Source organism: Amycolatopsis sp. NPDC051903 (genome assembly GCF_044452505.1).
GTDB lineage: Bacteria > Actinomycetota > Actinomycetes > Mycobacteriales > Pseudonocardiaceae > Amycolatopsis.
Window position 1 is genome coordinate 62900 of the sequence record NZ_JBITBT010000033.1, and the last position, 19680, is coordinate 82579.

The following is a 19680-nucleotide window of genomic DNA, read 5'->3' on the forward strand; positions in this document are numbered from 1 at the left end:
TGACCCGCCGGCTTCTTCACAGCCCGGCGAGGAACGCCTCCACGGCGCCGCGGTAGACCTGCGGAGCTTCGGCGTGCGGCAGGTGCGCGGAGCCGGGCACGACGAGGTGGCGCGCGCCCGGCACACGCGCGGCGACCTCCGCTTGCTGGCCCGCGGGCATCGCCGTGTGCTCGCCCTCGACGAGCAGCAGCGGGCAGCGGATGGCGTCCACAGTGGACCAGTAGTCGCGGCGGCCCCATTCGGCGGCGATCTCGTAGAGCGTCTCCAGGTCGGCGATGAGGTGGTAACCGTCTTCGCGTTCCTCGACGCATTCGGTGAAGTAATCACCCGCGGTGCCGAAGAACGCGCGCACGTGGGCCAGCGATTCGAACGGCACGGGCCAGCTCTCGAAGTGGCCGCGCCAGGTTTCGACAGTGCGGCCGCGCTGATCGGGGGCGAAGTCTTCGCTCACGACGGCGCGCACGAGCTCCGGGTGCTCGGCGGCCGTCGCCCAGGCGTGCAGGCCGCCCATGGAGTGGCCGATGAGCACGGAAGGGCCGAGTTCCGCCAGGACTTCGGCCACGTCTGAGGCGAACTGCTCGGTGGTCCACGGCCCGGTCTTCGGCGCCCGGCCGTGGCCGCGGGCGTCCAGGCCGTGGACGGACCCGTAGGGCTTGAGCCACTGCGCGACGGACCACCACGTGCGAGCGCGGCCCATCAGCCCGTGGAGCAGGAGCACCGACACGCCCGTGTCCGCCTCGCCGCCGAAGTGGATCAGCCCAGGTCGCACACGATCTCCCCTCCCTCGCACGATCACCCGGGTACATCCGAGCACATAGAGTTCAAGGATGCGCAGCCACCGCCCGCTCGCCCTCGTCCTCGCCGGTGCGCTGGTGCTGTCCGCGTGCACGGCGGACAAAACAGACACACCGCAGCCGATGCACCCGTCGGCGGGCGCGAGCGGCGCGGGCGACCCGTACTACCCCGACGACGGCAACGGCGGCTACGACGCGCTCGACTACCACGTCGACGTCGGCTACGACCCCGCGAGCGACCACCTCGACGGCGACACCACCGTGACCGCGAAGGCCACGCAGGACCTCAGCCGCTTCGACCTCGACCTGCGCGGGCTCGACGTGCAGTCGGTCGAGGTCGACGGCAAGCCCGCGAAGTTCAGCCGGGAGAAGGAGTTCGAACTGGTCGTCACGCCGGCGCAGCCGCTGCGCTCCGGTTCGACCTTCCGCACGCGCGTGCGCTACTCGGGCGACCCGGCGAAGACGGCGCACGCCGGCGGCAGCGAGACCGGCTGGAGCCGCTCGGCCGACGGCGGCGCGTTCGTGGTCGGCGAGCCGCATTCGGCCGCGTTCTGGTACCCGGTGAACGAAACCCCGCGGGACAAGGCGACGTTCACCCTGACCGCCCACGTGCCCGACGGCTGGACCGTCATCTCGAACGGCCGCGAGCAGGGCAGCTCCGTGAAGGACGGCAAGACGACCACCACGTGGTCCGAGCCGAACCCGGTCGCGAGTTACCTGACGACGATCGCGATCGGCAAGTTCACCGTGCAGCGGGCGACGCTGCCCGACGGCACGCCGGTGGTGTCGGCGTACGCGCCGGGCGCCGAGGGCAATGACGCCACCGGCGACCGCCTGCCGGAGATCATCGCCTTCCTGGCCGGCAAGTTCGGCCCGTACCCGCAGAGCGCGGCCGGCGGGATCTACCTGAACGAGAACATCCAGTTCTCGCTCGAAACGCAGACCCGCCCGACGTACGCGAAGTGGGCCGACATCCTCACCGTGGTGCACGAGAACGCGCACCAGTGGTTCGGCGACTCGGTGTCGCTCGACTCGTGGTCCGACATCTGCCTCAACGAGTGCTTCGCGTCCTACGCGCAGTGGCTGTGGGCCGAACGCGAAGGGCAGAACCTCGACGACCGCTACCGCGCGGCCATCGAGATCTTCCACGGCAGCACGGACTTCTGGAACCGCAAGCTCGTCGGCATGGGCGCAGGCCACGAGTTCGAGGGCGTCTACGACAAGGGCATCCTGGCGCTGCACGCGTTGCGCCGGAAGATGGGTGAAGGTCCCTTCACCGCCCTGCTCCACGACTGGACCGCCCAGCACCGCCACGGCAACGCGACGTGGGCCGAGTTCGAACAGCTCGTGAACCGGCTCGCCGGGCAGAACCTCACGCCGTTCCTCGACGACTGGTTCCGCGGCGACCGGCTGCCTGCCGACGCCGACCTCTACCCCGGTTCATTGCGGCGCTGACCCGCGGCACCCAGCAACGACCTGGTCAGGGCGCTGCGGGCGTCGTTCATCTCGGTCAGCGCCGACGTGAGCTCGGCGTCGCCGATCACGACGTCCTCGTCGGGCCGCTCGGCGATGCTGCGCAGGGCCGCGCGCCTCAGCAGCTCCTTCACGAACGACGCCGTGACGCCCTCGGTGGCCTCGACGACCGGGCCGAGGTCGGCCGTCACGTTCAGGCCGCGCGAGTACAGCTCGAGCAACGCGGCGCGCCCCGCGGCGTCGGGCAGCGGGATTTCCACGGCGAGGTCCACGCGGCCCGGCCGGTCGGCCAGCGCCTTTTCGAGGTCGCCGGCCCGGTTGGTGGTGAGCAGGAACGTGACGTCGGCGTCGCCGCCGACGCCGTCCATCGCGTCGAGCAGGTTGTACAGCAGCGGCGTGCCGCCCGTGCGGTGGTCGCGCTCCTGGGCGATGAGGTCGACGTCCTCCAGCACCACGACGCTCGGCTGCAGCCGCCGCGCGATCGTCGCGGCCTTCGAGACGAACCGCATCGCCGTGCCGGTGAGGACGACGACCGTGCTGCCCGGCAGCCGCCCCATCAGGTACCGGACGGTGTGCGTCTTGCCGGTGCCGGGCGGGCCGTGGAGCAGCACCCCGCGTTTGAGGTGCTGGCCCGCCGCGAGCAGCCGCTCGCCGTGCTCGGCGATGCCGACGGTGTGCCGCTCGACCGCGTCGAGCACGCCTTCGGGCAGCACGACCTCTTCGGCGCCGATCGACGGCCGCGGCAGGAAGGAGAGCAGTTCGTTGCCGCGGTGCTCGCTCACGCCGAACGCGAGGACCTGGCCCTGCAGCACGTCGTGCTTCGCGATGAGCTGCTCGATGCGGTCGCGCGCCGCCGTGGCCGCGGGCCGTTCGCCGGCGATCACCTCCAGGCGGCACTGCAGCTGACCGTACTGCGGGTTGGCCCCGCGGACGCCGATCAGCACCGGCGTGCCGTCCGGCGCGGTGGTGCCGACGAGTCCGAGCTGGACGACCTCCACGGCCTGGTCGGGCCCGACGGCCGCGGTCGTGTAGTCGACGGCGCCCAGCTCGAACAGCTTGTGGTTGCGCGCGGCGAACAGCATGCCCACGAGGTCTTCGTGGCCGCGTTGCCCGCCCGCGATGCCGAACCAGTCGGTGAGCACGCCGTGCTCGGCCAGGTAGGCGTCGACGCCCGCCTGGATGTTGGCGTGCTCCCAGTCTTCGTAGTTGCGCGTGACCACCAGCGCCTGCGTGAGCGGCACACCGAGGTGGCCGGTGACGCGGTCGATCAGTTCGTTGGCGTGCTCACCGGCCACGGAATCGGCGGTCGCCCTGATGATGCGCTGCAGATCCCTGGCCAGCAGTTCGTGATCTTCCCCCATGCACCCCAGCGTGGCACGAATCGCCCGTCCCAGCCACTTGCGCCACGTTTCCGGCGGCGACCGCGGCTTTCGGCGACAGTAGGCTGGGGACATGGCAGTGGTGAAGATCAACGCGATCGAAGTTCCCGAAGGCGCCGGCCCCGAGCTGGAGAAGCGGTTCGCCGCGCGGCTGCACGCCGTGGACAACCAGCCCGGTTTTCTCGGTTTCGAGCTGCTCCGCCCGGTTTCCGGCGACAAGCGCTACTTCGTCTACACGAAGTGGGAGTCGGAGGAGCACTACCAGGCGTGGGCGTCCGGCCCGGCGCGCGAGGCCCACTCGGGCGAGCGCGCGAAGCCGGTGTCGAGCGGCGCCAGCCTGCTCGAGTTCGAGGTCGTGCAGGCGTCCAAGCCGGGTGAGTGACGACCTCGCGCAGGCCGCCGAGCTCGTCCACGGCGCCGGCGCGCTGCTCGTGTGCGCCGGCGCCGGGATGGGCGTGGACTCCGGGCTCCCCGATTTCCGCGGTGACGAAGGGTTCTGGCGCGCCTACCCGCCGTACGCCGGGCTCGGCCTGAGCTTCGAAGAGCTCGCCGACCCACGGCACTTCGCGGACGACCCGGAGCTCGCGTGGGGCTTCTACGGCCACCGGCTCGCGCTGTACCGCTCGACGGTGCCGCACGAGGGGTTCGCGCTGCTGTTGCGGTGGGGTCAGGCGAAACCCGGTGGCGTGCGCGTGTTCACGTCCAATGTGGACGGCCAGTTCCAGGTGGCGGGGTTCCCGCACCTCGCCGAAGCACACGGGTCCATCCACCACCTGCAGTGCCTCGACGGGTGTTCGGACGACATCTGGTCCGCTGCCGACGTCGACGTGGACCTCGACGAAACGACGATGCGAGCGCGCCCGCCGCTGCCGTCGTGCCCCCGCTGCGGCGGCTTGACCCGGCCGAACATCCTGATGTTCGGGGACTTCTCGTGGGTCCCCGGCCGCACCGACGCCCAGCTCGAGGAGCTGACCGCGTGGCGGCGCGCGAACCGCGACCTCGTGGTGGTGGAGCTGGGCGCGGGCCAGGCCGTGCCGACCGTCCGCCGCTACTCCGAGCTCGCCAGCGCGGCGACGGGCGCGCTGGTGCGCATCAACCCCCGCGAGCCGCAGATCCGCCACGGCCGTGGGGTGTCGATCGCCGCGGGGGCGTTGGAGACGTTGCTCAAGCTCGCTTGAGGTGCAGGAGCGGGAACGGCCGGCCCTCCGAGTCGAGCTCGGAGCGCCCCACGACCACGAACCCGTGGTGCAGGTAGAAGCCGACGGCCTGCGCGTTCTGCTCGTTGACGTCGACCGTCAGCCGCGGGAACTCGGCGAACGCCTTGCGCAGCAGCGCGGAACCGATTCCTTCGCCGCGGTGGGCGGCGTGGACGAACAGCATGGCCAGCTCGCCGCCGGCGACGCCCGAGAACCCCGCGACAACCCCGTCCACCACCGCCGCGGTGAGGTCGACCCCGGGGAAGTAGGCGGGGACGCGCGCGGCGAAGAACTCGATGTCGGCCGGCGTGAGGAAGTCGTGGGTGGCTTCGACCGAGCTGCGCCAGACCGCCAGCAATCGCGGGTACTCGTGTTCGCCCTCGACGGCGCGGAGTTCGAATCTCACGGCAGCTGCACCTCGGCGTAGACGGCGCGGTGGTCCGTGCCGGGGACGTCCAGCACCCGGTAGTCCCGCACGGCCGCCCGCTTGTCCACCAGCACGTGGTCGAGCGTGACCAGCGGGAGGGCGTCCGCGGGCCAGGTCGGCTGGAGGCCGTCGCCGAGTTCGTCGGCGGCGTCGTGGTAGCCGCGGCTCAGGACGGTCTGGAGCGCGGAGTGGTCGAGCGTCGCGTTGAAGTCGCCGGCGAGGATGCGCAGGCCGTGTTCGCCGGCGGCGCGGGAGAGGTCGCGGGTCTGGCGCACCCACTCGCCGGAGTCGGTGTCCGGGGACTGCGGGTGCACGGCGACGATCTCGACGACCGCCCCGCCGCCGAGGTCGGCTTCGGCACCGGGCTGCTTGGCGGCCGAATCGCCCGTGTAGTTCTCCTCCGTCAGCGGGAAGCGCGACACGATCGCCGACCCGTCGGCACCCGGCGCGGCGTGCACGACGCGGTAGGGCAGCTGCGCGAACAGCCCGGCCGCGTCCAAAGCGGACACTTCGGCGGGCGTCAGCTCCACCAGGTTCAGCACGTCGACGCGGTTTTCGCGCACCAGCCGCACCACCGCGCCCGCGTCGGCGTGACCGAGGTACAGGTTGGCCGACATGACGCGCAGCGATTTCCCCGCCACGGCCGGTTGCGCGTCCGGCATCACGCGTGGCGCGACGAACACGGCCAGCAGCACGGCCATCGCGAGCGCGATCCCGCCCGTCCACCAGCGGCGCAGCACCAGCGCGACGCCGCCGAGCAACGCGCCGTAAACGACCGCGTACGGCGTGAGCGCGAGCAGGACGAGCGTGTACCAGCCGCCGTCGAAGCCGATCGCGCGCAAGGCCGTGATCACCAGCAGGGGCACGCCGAACACCAGCAGCAGGCCCGTTACCAGCCGGCTGGGCTTGCGCACCCGTTCGTTGATCACCACGCCCCGAGTATGCCGATTCCCGCGGCTCCCGCACGCGGCGCCACGACACCTCCACAACTCCTCCACACGAGCTGGCAGGGCCTGGCAGCCGCTGTCAGCGCCGTGTGCGCGTGCTGACAGGCGCGAAGTCCACTGTGTTCTCCGGAGGGCGACGCAGGAGGAGGACACACCATGTCGCACGCGATCACGGCCGAGGGCCTGGTCAAACACTTCGGGGAGACGAAGGCGCTGGACGGGGTGGACCTGGAGGTCCCGTTCGGCAAAGTGGTGGGGGTGCTCGGGCCCAACGGCGCGGGCAAGACGACGGCGGTGCGCATCCTGGCCACGCTCATCAAGCCGGACGCCGGACACGCCACCGTCGGGGGTTACGACGTCGTGAAGGACCCCGTGCGGGTCCGGTCGCTGATCGGGCTCACCGGGCAGTACGCGTCGGTCGACGAGGACCTCAACGGCACCGAGAACCTCGTGCTGATCGGCCGGCTGCTCGACCTGTCGCGCGCCGACGCGAAGGCGCGGGCGAAGGAGCTGCTGGAGCGCTTCGAGCTGTCGGACGCGGCGAAGCGCCCGATCCGCACGTACTCCGGCGGCATGCGCCGGCGTCTCGACCTGGCGGCGAGCCTGGTCGGGCGGCCGGAGGTGCTCTACCTCGACGAGCCCACGACGGGCCTCGACCCGCACGCGCGCAACGAGGTGTGGGCCGTGGTCCGCGGCCTCGTCGCGGAGGGCGCGACGGTGCTGCTCACCACGCAGTACCTCGAGGAAGCCGACCAGCTCGCGGACAAGATCACCGTGATCGACCACGGCCGCGTGGTCGCCGACGGCCGCGCCGACGAGCTGAAGCGCCGCGTCGGCGGGCAGACGCTGCAGGTGCGCCCGACGCAGCTCGCGGACCTCGACGCCGTCGAACGCATCCTCGGCGAGCTCACCGGCGTACGCCCGGCGCGCGACAACGACACGGGCCTGCTGACGGCTCCCGTGTCCGACCCCGTGCTGCTGTCCACGCTCGTGCGCAAGCTCGACGAAGCCGGCATCACCTCCGACGAGCTCGCGCTGCGCCTGCCGAGCCTCGACGAGGTGTTCCTGGCGCTCACCGGCCACGCGGCCGAACCGACCGAACCCGAGCTCGAAGGGAGCCTCGCGTGACCACGCTCGCCCTCGAACCGCCGCGGCACATCAGCCCGATCAAGGGCGCGCAGCACGCCCTTTCGCTGGCGTGGCGGGGAATCCTGAAGATCCGGAAGAACCCGGAACAGCTGGCCGACGTGACGCTGATGCCGATCATCTTCCTGCTGATGTTCACGTACCTGTTCGGCAACGCCCTCGGCGGCTCGATTTCGAACTACCTGCAGAGCCTCGTGCCCGGCCTCGTCGTGATGAACATCCTGCAGGCGAGCCTGACCGTCGGCGTGCAGCTGAACACCGACGTCACCAAGGGCGTGTTCGACCGCTTCCGCAGCATGCCGATCGCCCGGTCGGCTCCGCTGATCGGCGCCGTGCTGGCGGATCTGGTGCGGTACCTCGTGTGCCTCGCCGTGCTCATGGTCGTCGCGATGGTCATGGGCTACCGCATCGAGACCGGACCGATGCAGTTCGTCTCCGCGATCCTGCTCGTGCTGGCGTTCGGCCTGTGCTTCTGCTGGGGGTCGGTGTTCGTGGGGATGCTGATGAAGTCCCCGGGAGCGGCGCAGGGGCTGATGTTCGTGTTCATCATGCCGCTGACCTTCGGCAGCAACGTCTTCGTCTCGACGGCGACGATGCCCGGGTGGCTCAAGGCCTGGGCGGACATCAGCCCGGTGAGCTTGATGGCGAACGCGTTGCGGGGCTTGATGAACGGTGGTCCCGTCGCAGGGCAGCTCGGTGGCGCCCTGGCGTGGATGGTCGGGGCTGTCGTGGTGTTCTTCCCACTGGCGACGTGGGCTTATCGCCGGCGGGTGTGAGATAGGGGGTTGGGACGGTCCCCTTCACCGCGGGGGTGGTGGAGGCGGCCGTTCCTGTTTTTCCGTCCTTCTCGCGCCAGCGAGGAACCCCATGACCAACGCAAGAAACCTCGCCAACGAATACGACCGGCCAGACCCCGCCCTGCATCCCGATACGAAGCCGCCACACGCTTTGCCCCTGCTTGTCAAGGTACGCTTTCCCGCCTTGACGAGCAGGGGCAAAGCGTAGTCACAATCGGGCTTCGGGATGCGTCGTGTGGTTCTTGGCGCGCTAGCGCCGTTTTCCGTTTGATGGCAACGTTTCCAGCCGCCAGCTCATCGGATGAGGTATATTTTTGGGGATATTTCTGGAGATTAAGTGCGTTGCGCTGTCGCCGACGTAGCGTGTGGTCGCTTTGGCGCGATAGTGCCTGCTTAAAGATAAAGAGGTAACTGGGGGAGCATCCCGAAGCCCGAGTGTCTTAAGGGAGGCTTCATATCGGGATGCAGGGTGGGGTGTGGCTGCTTCCTGCGTATTGGTGGTGTGGGTGGGTGCGAGACGGTGGTGTTTAGTCGCCGACTTCCTGCATCAGCCAGGTGATGCCGTCTGTTCGGTCTCTGGAGCGCATTTCGGTGACGATGGTCTGGTAGTGGTCGTGGCCCAATTTTTCTTGCAGGTTGCCGATCAGTGCCTTGACCTCTGGGCTGCCCAGGTCGAATTGGCCGCGGATGAGGGCGCTGAGGGCCAGGGCGCGGGCAGCCGTTTCAAAGTTACCTTGGCCGTAGCGGATGGCGGCGAGGACTTCGACGATGTCGGCGAGGTCGGGCATGTCGACGCGGCGGGCGGCGGAGCGGATGGCGGCGGTGAGGTAGGGGGCGGCTTCGTGGGGCTTGTCTTCGGCGAGGGCGAGTTTGGCGTGGAAGAGGCCGTACCACTCGTCTTCGAAACCGAAGGGGAAGGGCCAGTCTTCACGGGCGGCGGTGATGTCGGCGCCGACGGCGCGGGCTTCGGTGAGGCGGCGTTCGCGCAGGAGCAGTTCGAGGCGGCCGAAGGCGAGGATGACGTCGAGCTGGCGGTTGCCGCAGCCGCGGGCGTAGCGGTCGGCGGCTTCGAGTTCGCGCCAGGCGCCGGCGTGGTCGCCGGAGCGGGAGCGTTCCACGGCGAGGCGCCACCACTGCTGGATGACGTCGTCGTGGGAACGTAGTTCCAGGGCCAGGCGCAGGCCCTCGGTATAGGCGTCGATGGCGCCGGCGTGATCGCCGTTCTGGGAGAGGCTCGCGGCACGGAAGCTGAAGGTCATCGCGAGGCCCCAGCGGTCGCCGAGGTCGAGGAAGCCCGCGTGGGCCTGCTCGCGGGCGCGCGCGGAACCTTCGAGATCGCCTTCGTCGGCGAGCAGGAAGCTCTCGGCCCACAGGCCCGCGGCACGGCACCACGGATCGCCGCCCTCGGTGGCGCGGGCGATCTCGCGGCGGGCCAGGTCGCGGTGTCCACTGAGGAACGCCACCATCGGCAGGGCGATCGAGAGCCACGGGTTGCGCTTCGCCGCGCCCGTGCGGACGCAGTCGTCGATCAGCTCCTGCGCGCCTTCCATCTCCAGCGGGCCGGCGACCATGCGCATCATCACCTGGCTCAGCCGCAGGCTGGCCGCGATGTCCTCCGGCAACCCGTCGCCGAGAGCCAGGACCTCCTCGACGAACCGCGTGCCGCGTTCGCTCTGGCCGAGGATCGAGAGGTACCAGAACATGCCGTACAGCAGGCGCCCCGCCAGCTGCGCGTCGCCGGCTTCGATGGCGGCGCGCAGCGCGGCGGTGAGGTTGTCGTTCTCGTGCTCGAAAACGGCGATCGCGTCGAGCTGGTCGCGCGTGCGCAGCAGCGGCTCGGTGCGCTCGACGAGGCCGACGTAGTAGCGCACCATCGCCGACCGCAGCCGCTCCGTCTCGCCGTCCGCAGCGAGGCGTTCGGTGGCGTAGACGCGCAGCGTCTCCAGCATCCGGTACCGCGCCCCCACGGTATCCACAATGGACTTCTCGACGAGCGAACCCAGCACGTACACGATGTCTTCGGCGGGCAGGTCGTCGTCGGCGCAGACGGCGGTCACGGCCTCCTCGTCGAACGTCGCGGCGAACACCGCCAGCCGGCGCGCCAGCCGCAGCTCCGCGTCCGACAGCAGGTCCCAGCTCCACTCGACCACGGCGCGCAGCGTCCGTTGCCGCGGCAGCGCCGTGCGGCTGCCGGACGTGAGCAGGCGGAAGCGGTCGTCCAGGCGTTCGGCGATGCCGGTGACGGGCATCGAGCGCAAGCGCGCGGCCGCCAGTTCCAGCGCCAGCGGCATGCCGTCGAGCCGTCGGCAGATCTGCGTGACGGAGTCCACTGTGGACTCGTCGAGCGTGAAGTCGGGCCGCACGGCGACGGCGCGGTCGAGGAACAGGCGCGCGGAGTCGAGCGCGCCCACCTCGCTCGGCGGCGTCGACTCGACGGGCACGGGCAGCGGCCCGAGCGGGCACAGCGCTTCACCGGTGATGGCCAGCGGCTCACGGCTGGTCGCGAGGATCCGCAACGCGGGCACGCGGCGCAGCAGGTCGTCGGCGAGCTGCGCCGCGACCTCGACGACGTGCTCGCAGTTGTCCAGCACCAGCAGGGATTCGCCGCCGCCGAGCGCGTCGACGGCTTGGTCGAACGGGTCGAGCGGGCGGCGCAGCACCTCGGTTTCGGTGGCGCGCACGTCGCGGATCTCCAGCGCGGTGAGCAGCGCGCCGAGCACGTCTTCGGCGTCGCGGACACCGGCGAGCGGCACGAACCACACGCGTCCGGCCGCGTGCGCCGGATGGCGCGAAGCGGCTTCGGTCGCGAGCCGCGTCTTCCCGGCGCCGCCCGGGCCGACGAGTGTGACCAGCCGCGCGCCTTCGAGCAGCTCGGCCAGCAGCTTCAGCTCGTCGCCGCGGCCGACGAAGCTGGTGAGCCGCACCGGCAGCCGGTCGGCGACCACGGTGGCGGGCGCGAATTCACCGCGCAGCGCCTGCAGGTGGATCTCCTGCAGCTCGGCCGACGGGTCCACGCCGAGCTCGTCGGCGAGCGTCCGGCGCAGCGCGGTGTAGACCGCGAGCGCGTCGGCCTGCCGGCCCGCCGAGCACAGCGCGCGGATGCGCAACCCGGCCAGCCGTTCGCGCAGGGGGTGCGCTTCGGCGGCCGCCGTGAGGTCGGCGAGCACGTCGGCGTAGCGGCCCAGCCGCAGCTCCGCGTCGAAGCGGTCCTCGAGGGCCTCCGTGCGCAGCTCTTGCAGGCGCGCGGCGGGCGCGGCGGAGAAGGGCGCGTCGAGCACGTCGGCGAGCGCGTCGCCGTGCCACAGGTCGAGCGCCGTGCGCAGCAGTTCGGCCGCGCGCGAGTCCCGGCCCGCCGCCAGCTCCCGGCGACCTTCGGCGGCGAGCCGTTCGAAGCGGTGGACGTCGACGGCGTCCGCGGGTAGCGCGAGCCGGTAGCCGCCCGTGCCCGACTCGAGCTCCGCGCCGCCCGGCCGCAAGGCCCGGCGCAGCCGCGAGACCAGCGATTGCAGCGCGTTCGCGGCGTCGGCGGGCGGTTCGTCGCCCCAGAGTCCGTCGATGAGCACTTCGGCCGGCACGGCGCGGCCGGCGTCGAGCGCGAGCCGCGCGAGGAGCATGCGGAGGCGAGCCCCGCCGATGTCCACCGCGGTGCCTTCTTCCGTCTCCGCACGCAGCGGGCCCAGCAGCGCCAAGCGCATGCCACCAGCTTTCCAGACGGCCGCCCGAGGAGGTGCCCGAACGGCCGCGGGGGAACCGACCTAAGTGTGGACTTTTCGGACAAAAGCCGACAGGACGGCGCAAGTGGCGCGGCGCGGCGATACGTTGCGAGCGGGTTCGGAAGCAGCAGACAGGAGCGCATATGAGACTGCAGCACCGCTGGCGTCGCCCGGCAGTGACGGTCGTGGCCACGCTGGCCGCGCTGAGCCTGGGCGGAGGTGTCGCGGCGGCCGGTCAGGACGGCCACGGCTGGGGCAAACCGACGCCGGGTGCCGACGGCGCCGGCGACAGCTACTACCCGCAGGACGGCAACGGCGGCTACGACGTCGGGGACTACAACCTCAACGTGACGTACGCGCCGGACAGCCACCAGCTCACGGGGGTCCAGACGATCAGCGCGCGGGCCACGCAGTCGCTGAGTTCGTTCAACCTCGACCTCAACGGCCTCACCGTCGATTCGGTGAAGGTCAACGGCCTCCCGGCGAAGTACACGCGGACCGGCGACCACGAGCTCGTGATCACCCCGCGGGTCCCGCTGCTGAAGGGCCTGCCCTTCCAGGCGGTCGTCACCTACCACGGCGTGCCGGCGCCGATCATCGACCCGGTGCTCGGCGAGAACGGCTGGCAGTACAGCGCGGACGGCGGCGCGTTCGTCGCGGGCGAGCCGAAGTCGGCCAGCACGTGGTACCCGGTCAACGACACCCCGCGCGACAAGGCGACGTTCCACCTGGCCATCACGGTCCCCGGCGACTGGGGCGTGATCGCGAACGGGCGTGAGCTGGGCTCGCACCAGACGGCCAAGGGCACCACGCACACGTGGGCCGAGAACACCCCGGCCGCGCCCTACATGACCACGGTCGCCATCGACAAGTGGACCTTCGACCGGCAGAAGCGCGAGGACGGCACCCCGATCGTCAGCGCGTTCGCCCCGGGCACGCCCGACTCGACCAAGCAGGCCGAAGCGCGGCTGCCCGAGATCCTGGACTTCCTGGAGACGAAGTTCGGCAAGTACCCCGTGGACGCCGCCGGCGGCATCTTCCTGGCCGAGCCCATCGGGTTCTCCTTGGAGACCCTCAGCAGGCCCATCTACTCCGGCCGCGCGGGCAACGTCGACACGATCGTGCACGAGAACGCCCACCAGTGGTACGGCGACACCGTGGCCGTGGACCACTGGAAGGACGTCTGCCTCAACGAGTGCTTCGCCTCCTACGCCGAGTGGCTCTGGGCCGAAGCCAAGGAAGGTCTCAACCTCGACGACGAGTACCGCTCGGAAGTCGCCACCGCGTCCGACCGCTTCTGGAACGGCAAGCTCTACGACATGGGCCCGGGCAACGAGTTCACCTATGTGTACTCGAAGGGCCCGCTCGCGCTGCACGCCCTGAGCAAGTACATGGGCGAGGCCGCGTTCGACAAGGTGCTCAAGACGTGGCCCGCGCTGCACCGCAACGGCAACGCGAGCATGCAGGAGTTCCAGCACTACTGCGAAGCCCTGTCCCACAAGAACCTCCAGGGCTTCTTCGACGCCTGGATCTACGGCGCCGGCAAGCCGGCCGACCAGTACCTGTTCCCGGGTGACCTGAAGCCGAAGGCCTGACCTTCCGCTGTTTCGCCGACGGCCTCCCCCGCTGCGCCGGGGGAGGCCGTCCCGTTGTCCGGACCTAGGCTGATCTTCACGGCACAGGAAGGAGTATCGGCATGACGGTGCTGCTCACGGGGTTCGCGCCCTTCGGTGGTTCGGCGACGAACCCGTCGTGGCGGGCGGCGGGGCTGGTGGCGGGCCGGAGGGACGACGTGGTGGCCGTGGAGTTGCCGGTGGAGTTCGGGGCGGCGCTGCCGGCGTTGCGGGCCGCGATCGAGGCGCACGGGCCGGACGTGGTGGTGTGCGCGGGCGAGGCCGGCGGGCGCGACAAGGTGACCCCGGAGCGAGTGGCGATCAACCTCGTCGACGCGCGGATCCCCGACAACGCCGGGCGGCAGCCGGTCGACGTGCCCGTGGTGGCGGGCGGGCCGGCGGCGTACTTCACGTCGTTGCCGGTCAAGGCGGCGGTGGCGGCGATCCAGGCGCGGGGCGTGCCGGCGGCCGTGTCGTACACGGCGGGCACCTACGTGTGCAACCAGGTGTTCTACGGCCTGATGCACCTGCTCGCGACGGACTTCCCGGCGCTGCGGGGCGGGTTCGTGCACGTGCCGTCGGCGCCGGAGCAGGTCTCGTCCGGTGAGCCTGCGCTCGCGGTCGAGGAGTCGGCCGAGGCGCTCGAGGCTGTGATCGACGTGGCGCTGACCACGAGCGAAGACCTGCCCGTCGCGGCCGGGACGCTGAACTAGGTGACGCCGGGTTTGAGCTCGTCGGTGAAGTAGCGCACGAGGTCTTCGGCCTTTTCGTGTGTTTTGCCGGCGCCGGTGCTCACGAGCATGCCGCAGACGGGCCGGCCGTCGGCCTGGAAGAGCAGCAGGCCGGCGAGCGGGCCGATGCCGGCGACGTACCGGCCGGCCATCCCGCCGCCCGACCACGTGCCGCGCACGAGCTGGCTGCCCCCGCCCATCTGGGTCTGCGCGCCGGCTTCGAGGACGTCGAGGCTCACGCCCTGGTAGTACGTGACGGATTTGCCCGAGCCCAGCTCGCACGTCGCCGCGGATTGGGCGGACAGCGTCTTCGCCAGCGTCGGCGCGGGCGCGCACGACGAGCGGCCCGCGACCGTCCCGGCCAGCGGGCGCACGCACGGCGTGAAGCCGGTGGCATCCGGCGTGCCGACCTCGTCGCAGCCGCTCGCGACGGCAGGCGGCGGCGCGCCGCCGTCCGTGACGAGCAGGGTCACCACAAGCGCGACGATCACCGCCACCAGCACCGCCGCGCCCCCGATGACCAGCGGCTTGCGGTTCTTCTTCGCCGGCGGCCGCCAGATCGGCTGCCGCATCGGCGCCGGCGGCGGGAACCGCGGCGAGGCCGCCACCGGCTGCGGCACCTGCTGCGGCTGTGGCGGCACCGCAACCGCCCCGGGCCACTGCGGCGGTGGTGTCGCTTGTGGACGGACCGGCGCGAACGCCGGCACCGTCACGTCCGGATCCCGGTCGCCCAGCGGCACGTGGTGCAGTCCGAACGCGACGGCCGTCTCCGGCTGGTCCTGCGTGGTCGGCACGACCCCGAGCGTCGAGCCGAGCAGCGACGCCAGCAGCGGCATCCGGCTCGGCCCGCCGACGAGGTAGACGCCGCTGAGCTGCTGCGGCGTGAGCCCCGCCCGCCGGATCGTGGCAGCCGTCAGCTCGGCGCTGCGCAGCAGACTCGGCCGCACCAGCGCTTCCAGCTCGGCGCGCGTGACGAGCACGTCGCCGAACGGGTCGGGCATCGGCACCTCGGTCTGCGGGTGCCGTGACAGGCTTTCCTTGGCATCACGCACGTCCTGCAGCAGCGCCCGCCGCAGCCGGCGGTCGCCCGTCGTCTGCGGCCGCAGCAGCCGCTGCCACAACGCGGGGTCCGCGTGCGACACCGACCGTCCGATGTGGACGAGCAGGGCCTGGTCGACGTCGAGGCTGCCGAGGTCGGGCAGGCCGTCCTCGGCCAGCACGGAGAAACCCTGCGGGCCGATGCCGACCACCGCGCAGTCGAACGTGCCGGCCCCCAGGTCGTACACGGCGAGTGGACCCGGCCGAGGCGTCTGCGTGCGCAGCGTCGCGTAGTGCGCGGCCGCGGCGACGGGTTCGGGCACGAGCCGCACGGCACCGAACCCGGCCTTCGCGGCCGCCGTCCGCAGCGTCTCCTGGCGGGCGGCGCCCCAGCCCGCCGGGTGCGAAACGCGGATCTGGCCGGGCAGGCCCGAAAGCTGCCGCACGGCCTCCTCACCCATGCGCCGCAGCACGGCCGCGAACGCGTCGGCCACGGGCACGGTGCGGTCGCCCAGCAGGAGCTCACCGTCGTCGATGCGGCGCTTCGGGTTGGGCTCGAAGCGGCTGGGGTCGAGGCGGGCGCGGCGCTCAGCGTCTTGCCCGACCACGAGCAGGCCGTCTTCCGTCGCGTACACGGCGGACGACATGGTGACCGACCCGTCGACCTCGATCGCGCGCGGGCCGCGGCCGAACGCCGACAGCACCCCGACCGTGCTGGAAGTGCCGAAGTCGATCGAAAGGACGTCCACTCGCTCCCCTCCCGGAAACCCCGGGCATCGTCTCACGACCGGGTGAAAGCCCCGGCCGGGAAGGGGGTTTCGCGGCTTTCGTGAACGAGCCGGTCGTAGAAGTCGTTCATCACCACCGCGGTGGGCGCGTGCCGGGCCACCAGCCCGGCGACACCGTCGGGCAGTTCGACCTCGCCCTCGGCCGCGCGCCGCACGGCCGCCACGCGGCTGGCTCGGTCCCGGGTGCCGCGCAGCTCCGTGATCAGCCAGTTGACCAGGTGCATGGACACGTACGCCCGATCGTGGTCCGCGTTGAGCTCGGCGAAGGCCAGCTCCTCGGCGGTCAGGTCGAACCGGCGCGCGAACGCGAGCCCGAAATCGGTGAGGAAGAGGTCTTCGCCGTCGGTGAGGAAGTTGTCGAAGTGGGCGTCGAAGTGCAGCAGCCCCTGCGCCCGCAGGAAGGAGGTGGTGTCGAAGAGCTGCTCGGCCACGCGCTCGGTCTGGTCGAGGTGCCCGGGCAGCCAGCGGTGCAGCGTGGCCGGGAAGTACTCGCAGAACAGCACGATGCTCGACGCGGCGCCGGCCACCTCCGTGAGCCGACGGCGCACTGCGGCCGAGCCACCCCAATACGCCACGTCCTCCTCGAAACCGCGGTCGGGGACCCGGCCCGCGGCGAGCGGCAGCACGCGCCAGTGGTGCAGCAGCGGGAAGTGCGCGCACTCGCCGTCGAGCACCCAGCCGGTGGCCAGGACGTGCAGCGCCAGCTCCCGCCACGCCGAGCCTTCCGGCGAACCGAGGCCGTAGTGGCAGAACACCGGCAGGTCGTAGAGGTTGGCGGTGGACCGCGGGTGCCGCCGTTCGAGGTCGGTGAGCGGCACTCGCTTCGCGAACACCGGCACGCCCTCGACGGCCAGCCGCACGCCCGTGCCGCCGATGCCGGTGGCGACCACCGGCGCGTCGGCCAGCAGCTTCAGCACCTGCTCGTCGTCCAGCGCCGCCAGAGCGCCCGACACGACGGAGTGCCGGCGCACCCGTTCGTCCCCCATGCCCCGACCCTACGCGAGCCGGCAGGCCCCGAAACGCCGGAAGGGCGGCTCCCCCTGGTGGGGAACCGCCCTTCCGGGTGGTCAGCCGCGATCAGTCGTTGTCGGCTTCGCGGTTCTCGGCCGCGCCGATGCTGACCGGCGGGGCGTCCGGAACCGAGGACGGGCGCTTCTCACCGCGGAAGGTGAAGTGCGCTTCGTCGTCGCGGTCCTCGGGGTTGCCGCTCCAGCCCTCGACGTCGACCAGGATGATCTGGCCCGGTTCGACCTCGCCGAACAGGATCTTCTCCGACAGCTGGTCCTCGATCTCGCGCTGGATCGTGCGACGCAGCGGGCGGGCGCCGAGCACGGGGTCGAAGCCGCGCTTGGCCAGCAGAGCCTTGGCCTTCGCGGTGAGCTCGATCTCCATGTCCTTGGCCTTGAGCTGCGTCTCCACGCGCCCGATCATCAGGTCGACCATCTCGATGATCTGGTCCTGGGTCAGCTGGTGGAAGACGATGATGTCGTCGATCCGGTTCAGGAACTCGGGCCGGAAGTGCTTCTTCATCTCCTCGTTGACCTTCTGCTTCATCTTCTCGTAGCGGTTGGCCGTGTCCGCTCCGGAGGAGAAGCCGAGGCTCACGGACTTCGAGATGTCCGAGGTGCCCAGGTTCGAGGTGAAGATCAGGACCGTGTTCTTGAAGTCGACCGTGCGACCCTGGCCGTCGGTGAGGCGACCGTCTTCGAGCACCTGCAGGAGCGTGTTGTAGATCTCCTGGTGCGCCTTCTCGATCTCGTCGAAGAGCACCACCGAGAACGGCTTGCGCCGCACCTTCTCGGTCAGCTGCCCGCCCTCTTCGTAGCCGACGTAGCCCGGAGGGGCACCGAAGAGCCGCGAAGCGGTGTAGCGGTCGTGGAACTCACCCATGTCGATCTGGATGAGCGCGTCGTCCTCGCCGAACAGGAAGGCGGCCAGCGCCTTGGACAGCTCGGTCTTACCGACACCGGACGGGCCGGCGAAGATGAACGAGCCGGACGGGCGCTTCGGGTCCTTCAGGCCGGCGCGGGTGCGGCGGATCGCCTGGGAGACGGCCTTGACCGCGTCCTCCTGGCCGATGATGCGCTTGTGGAGCTCGTCCTCCATGCGCAGCAGCCGGGTGGTCTCCTCTTCGGTGAGCTTGAACACCGGGATGCCGGTCCAGTTGGCCAGCACCTCCGCGATCTGCTCGTCGTCCACCTCCGCGACGACGTCGAGGTCGCCGTCCTTCCACTGCTTCTCGCGCTCGCCCTTCTGGCCGAGGAGGGTCTTCTCCTCGTCGCGCAGGCGCGCGGCCCGCTCGAAGTCCTGCGCGTCGATCGCGGACTCCTTGTCGCGGCGGACGTCGGCGATCTTCTCGTCGAACTCACGCAGGTCCGGCGGCGCGGTCATGCGGCGGATGCGCATGCGGGCGCCGGCCTCGTCGATGAGGTCGATGGCCTTGTCCGGCAGGAAGCGGTCGTTGATGTAGCGGTCGGCCAGCGTGGCGGCCGCGACCAGCGCCGAGTCGGTGATCGAGACGCGGTGGTGCGCCTCGTACCGGTCGCGCAGGCCCTTGAGGATCTCGATCGTGTGCTCGAGCGACGGCTCGCCGACCTGGATCGGCTGGAAGCGGCGCTCCAGCGCGGCGTCCTTCTCGATGTACTTGCGGTACTCCTCGAGCGTGGTCGCGCCGATCGTCTGCAGCTCACCGCGGGCCAGCATCGGCTTCAGGATCGAAGCCGCGTCGATGGCACCCTCGGCGGCACCCGCACCGACCAGCGTGTGGAGCTCGTCGATGAACAGGATGATGTCGCCGCGGGTCTTGATCTCCTTGAGCACCTTCTTGAGGCGCTCTTCGAAGTCACCGCGGTAGCGGGAACCGGCGACCAGAGAGCCCAGGTCCAGCGTGTAGAGCTGCTTGTCCTTGAGCGTCTCGGGCACCTCGCCCTTGACGATGCTCTGGGCCAGGCCCTCGACGACGGCCGTCTTGCCGACGCCCGGCTCGCCGATGAGCACCGGGTTGTTCTTGGTGCGGCGGGACAGCACCTGCATGACCCGCTCGATCTCCTTGCCGCGCCCGATGACCGGGTCGAGCTTGCCCTCGCGGGCGAGCACGGTCATGTTGCGGCCGAACTGGTCCAGCACCAGCGACGACGACGGGGTGCCCTCGCCGCGGCCGGAGCCGCTCTCGGTGGACTTCTCGCCGGTCTGGTAGCCGGACAGGAGCTGCAGCACCTGCTGGCGCACCCGGTTCAGGTCCGCACCGAGCTTCACGAGGACCTGGGCGGCGACGCCCTCGCCCTCGCGGATCAGGCCGAGCAGGATGTGCTCGGTACCGATGTAGTTGTGGCCGAGCTGCAGCGCTTCGCGCAGCGACAGCTCAAGCACCTTCTTGGCCCGCGGCGTGAACGGGATGTGCCCGCTCGGCGCCTGCTGGCCCTGGCCGATGATCTCCTCGACCTGCTGGCGCACACCCTCGAGGGCAATGCCCAGCGACTCGAGCGCCTTGGCGGCGACACCCTCACCCTCGTGGATCAGACCCAGGAGGATGTGCTCGGTGCCGATGTAGTTGTGGTTGAGCATCCGGGCCTCTTCCTGGGCCAGGACGACCACCCGCCTCGCGCGGTCGGTGAACCTCTCAAACATGCGCACTCCCT

15 protein-coding genes are annotated in these 19680 nt (G+C 70.9%); 7 read left to right on the forward strand and 8 right to left on the reverse strand.

Annotated elements, in window-relative coordinates:
* Positions 1-16 precede the first annotated feature (16 nt).
* Positions 17-757: an alpha/beta fold hydrolase gene (locus ACIA77_RS40655; RefSeq protein ID WP_395891500.1), complete on the reverse strand. Its 741-nt coding sequence runs from the start codon at positions 755-757 to the stop codon at positions 17-19.
* Positions 758-827: 70 nt separating this feature from the next.
* Between ACIA77_RS40655 and ACIA77_RS40660 the strand changes: the two genes are divergently transcribed.
* A complete protein-coding gene (locus ACIA77_RS40660; protein ID WP_395891473.1) occupies positions 828-2249 on the forward strand; it encodes a M1 family metallopeptidase in 1422 nt (473 codons plus the stop codon).
* Here ACIA77_RS40660 and ACIA77_RS40665 read toward each other — a convergent pair.
* On the reverse strand, positions 2225-3628 hold the full coding sequence (locus tag ACIA77_RS40665) for an AAA family ATPase (RefSeq protein WP_395891474.1): 1404 nt from the start codon (positions 3626-3628) through the stop codon (positions 2225-2227). The two genes, ACIA77_RS40660 and ACIA77_RS40665, sit on opposite strands and share 25 nt — an antisense overlap.
* A 91-nt stretch (positions 3629-3719) precedes the next feature.
* Between ACIA77_RS40665 and ACIA77_RS40670 the strand changes: the two genes are divergently transcribed.
* Together ACIA77_RS40670 and ACIA77_RS40675 are read left to right on the forward strand one after the other, a co-directional pair.
* Positions 3720-4028, forward strand: a complete 309-nt coding sequence (locus ACIA77_RS40670; protein ID WP_395891475.1) for an antibiotic biosynthesis monooxygenase family protein — start codon at positions 3720-3722, stop codon at positions 4026-4028.
* A complete protein-coding gene (locus tag ACIA77_RS40675) occupies positions 4021-4824 on the forward strand; it encodes an SIR2 family NAD-dependent protein deacylase (protein WP_395891476.1) in 804 nt (267 codons plus the stop codon). The genes ACIA77_RS40670 and ACIA77_RS40675 overlap by 8 nt, the downstream gene beginning before the upstream one ends.
* On the opposite strand, the gene ACIA77_RS40680 is transcribed toward ACIA77_RS40675, so the two are convergent.
* Together ACIA77_RS40680 and ACIA77_RS40685 are read right to left on the reverse strand one after the other, a co-directional pair.
* Positions 4811-5248, reverse strand: coding sequence for a GNAT family N-acetyltransferase (locus ACIA77_RS40680; protein ID WP_395891477.1), 438 nt, complete (start codon positions 5246-5248; stop codon positions 4811-4813). The two genes, ACIA77_RS40675 and ACIA77_RS40680, sit on opposite strands and share 14 nt — an antisense overlap.
* Positions 5245-6201 (reverse strand): endonuclease/exonuclease/phosphatase family protein, encoded by a 957-nt coding sequence (locus tag ACIA77_RS40685; RefSeq protein ID WP_395891478.1) that lies wholly within the window; start codon positions 6199-6201, stop codon positions 5245-5247. Before ACIA77_RS40685 ends, ACIA77_RS40680 begins: the two co-directional genes overlap by 4 nt.
* 171 nt (positions 6202-6372) lie before the next feature.
* Here ACIA77_RS40685 and ACIA77_RS40690 point away from each other — a divergent pair, with 171 nt between their 5' ends.
* Together ACIA77_RS40690 and ACIA77_RS40695 are read left to right on the forward strand one after the other, a co-directional pair.
* Positions 6373-7344: an ATP-binding cassette domain-containing protein gene (locus ACIA77_RS40690; RefSeq protein WP_395891479.1), complete on the forward strand. Its 972-nt coding sequence runs from the start codon at positions 6373-6375 to the stop codon at positions 7342-7344.
* Positions 7341-8138, forward strand: coding sequence for an ABC transporter permease (locus ACIA77_RS40695; RefSeq protein WP_395891480.1), 798 nt, complete (start codon positions 7341-7343; stop codon positions 8136-8138). Before ACIA77_RS40690 ends, ACIA77_RS40695 begins: the two co-directional genes overlap by 4 nt.
* A gap of 548 nt (positions 8139-8686) precedes the next feature.
* Here the strand turns inward: ACIA77_RS40695 and ACIA77_RS40700 are convergent.
* A complete protein-coding gene (locus tag ACIA77_RS40700) occupies positions 8687-11854 on the reverse strand; it encodes a BTAD domain-containing putative transcriptional regulator (RefSeq protein WP_395891481.1) in 3168 nt (1055 codons plus the stop codon).
* 161 nt (positions 11855-12015) lie between these two features.
* Here ACIA77_RS40700 and ACIA77_RS40705 point away from each other — a divergent pair, with 161 nt between their 5' ends.
* The gene (locus ACIA77_RS40705) at positions 12016-13467 is read left to right on the forward strand and encodes a M1 family metallopeptidase (RefSeq protein WP_395891482.1); all 1452 of its coding nucleotides are present in this window, start codon (positions 12016-12018) and stop codon (positions 13465-13467) included.
* Between the two features lie 101 nt (positions 13468-13568).
* Positions 13569-14198, forward strand: coding sequence for a pyroglutamyl-peptidase I (gene pcp, locus ACIA77_RS40710; protein ID WP_395891483.1), 630 nt, complete (start codon positions 13569-13571; stop codon positions 14196-14198).
* On the opposite strand, the gene ACIA77_RS40715 is transcribed toward pcp, so the two are convergent.
* The 3 genes from ACIA77_RS40715 to ACIA77_RS40725 all read right to left on the reverse strand — a co-directional run bounded on the left by ACIA77_RS40715 (position 14195) and on the right by ACIA77_RS40725 (position 19669).
* Entirely contained in the window at positions 14195-16003 is a 1809-nt protein-coding gene (locus ACIA77_RS40715; RefSeq protein ID WP_395891484.1) for an Hsp70 family protein, read from the reverse strand. The two genes, pcp and ACIA77_RS40715, sit on opposite strands and share 4 nt — an antisense overlap.
* 32 nt (positions 16004-16035) lie before the next feature.
* Complete coding sequence (locus tag ACIA77_RS40720) at positions 16036-17028, reverse strand: hypothetical protein (protein WP_395891485.1); 993 nt, start codon at positions 17026-17028, stop codon at positions 16036-16038.
* A gap of 91 nt (positions 17029-17119) precedes the next feature.
* Positions 17120-19669 (reverse strand): ATP-dependent Clp protease ATP-binding subunit, encoded by a 2550-nt coding sequence (locus ACIA77_RS40725; RefSeq protein ID WP_395891486.1) that lies wholly within the window; start codon positions 19667-19669, stop codon positions 17120-17122.
* Between the last annotated feature and the right edge of the window lie 11 nt (positions 19670-19680).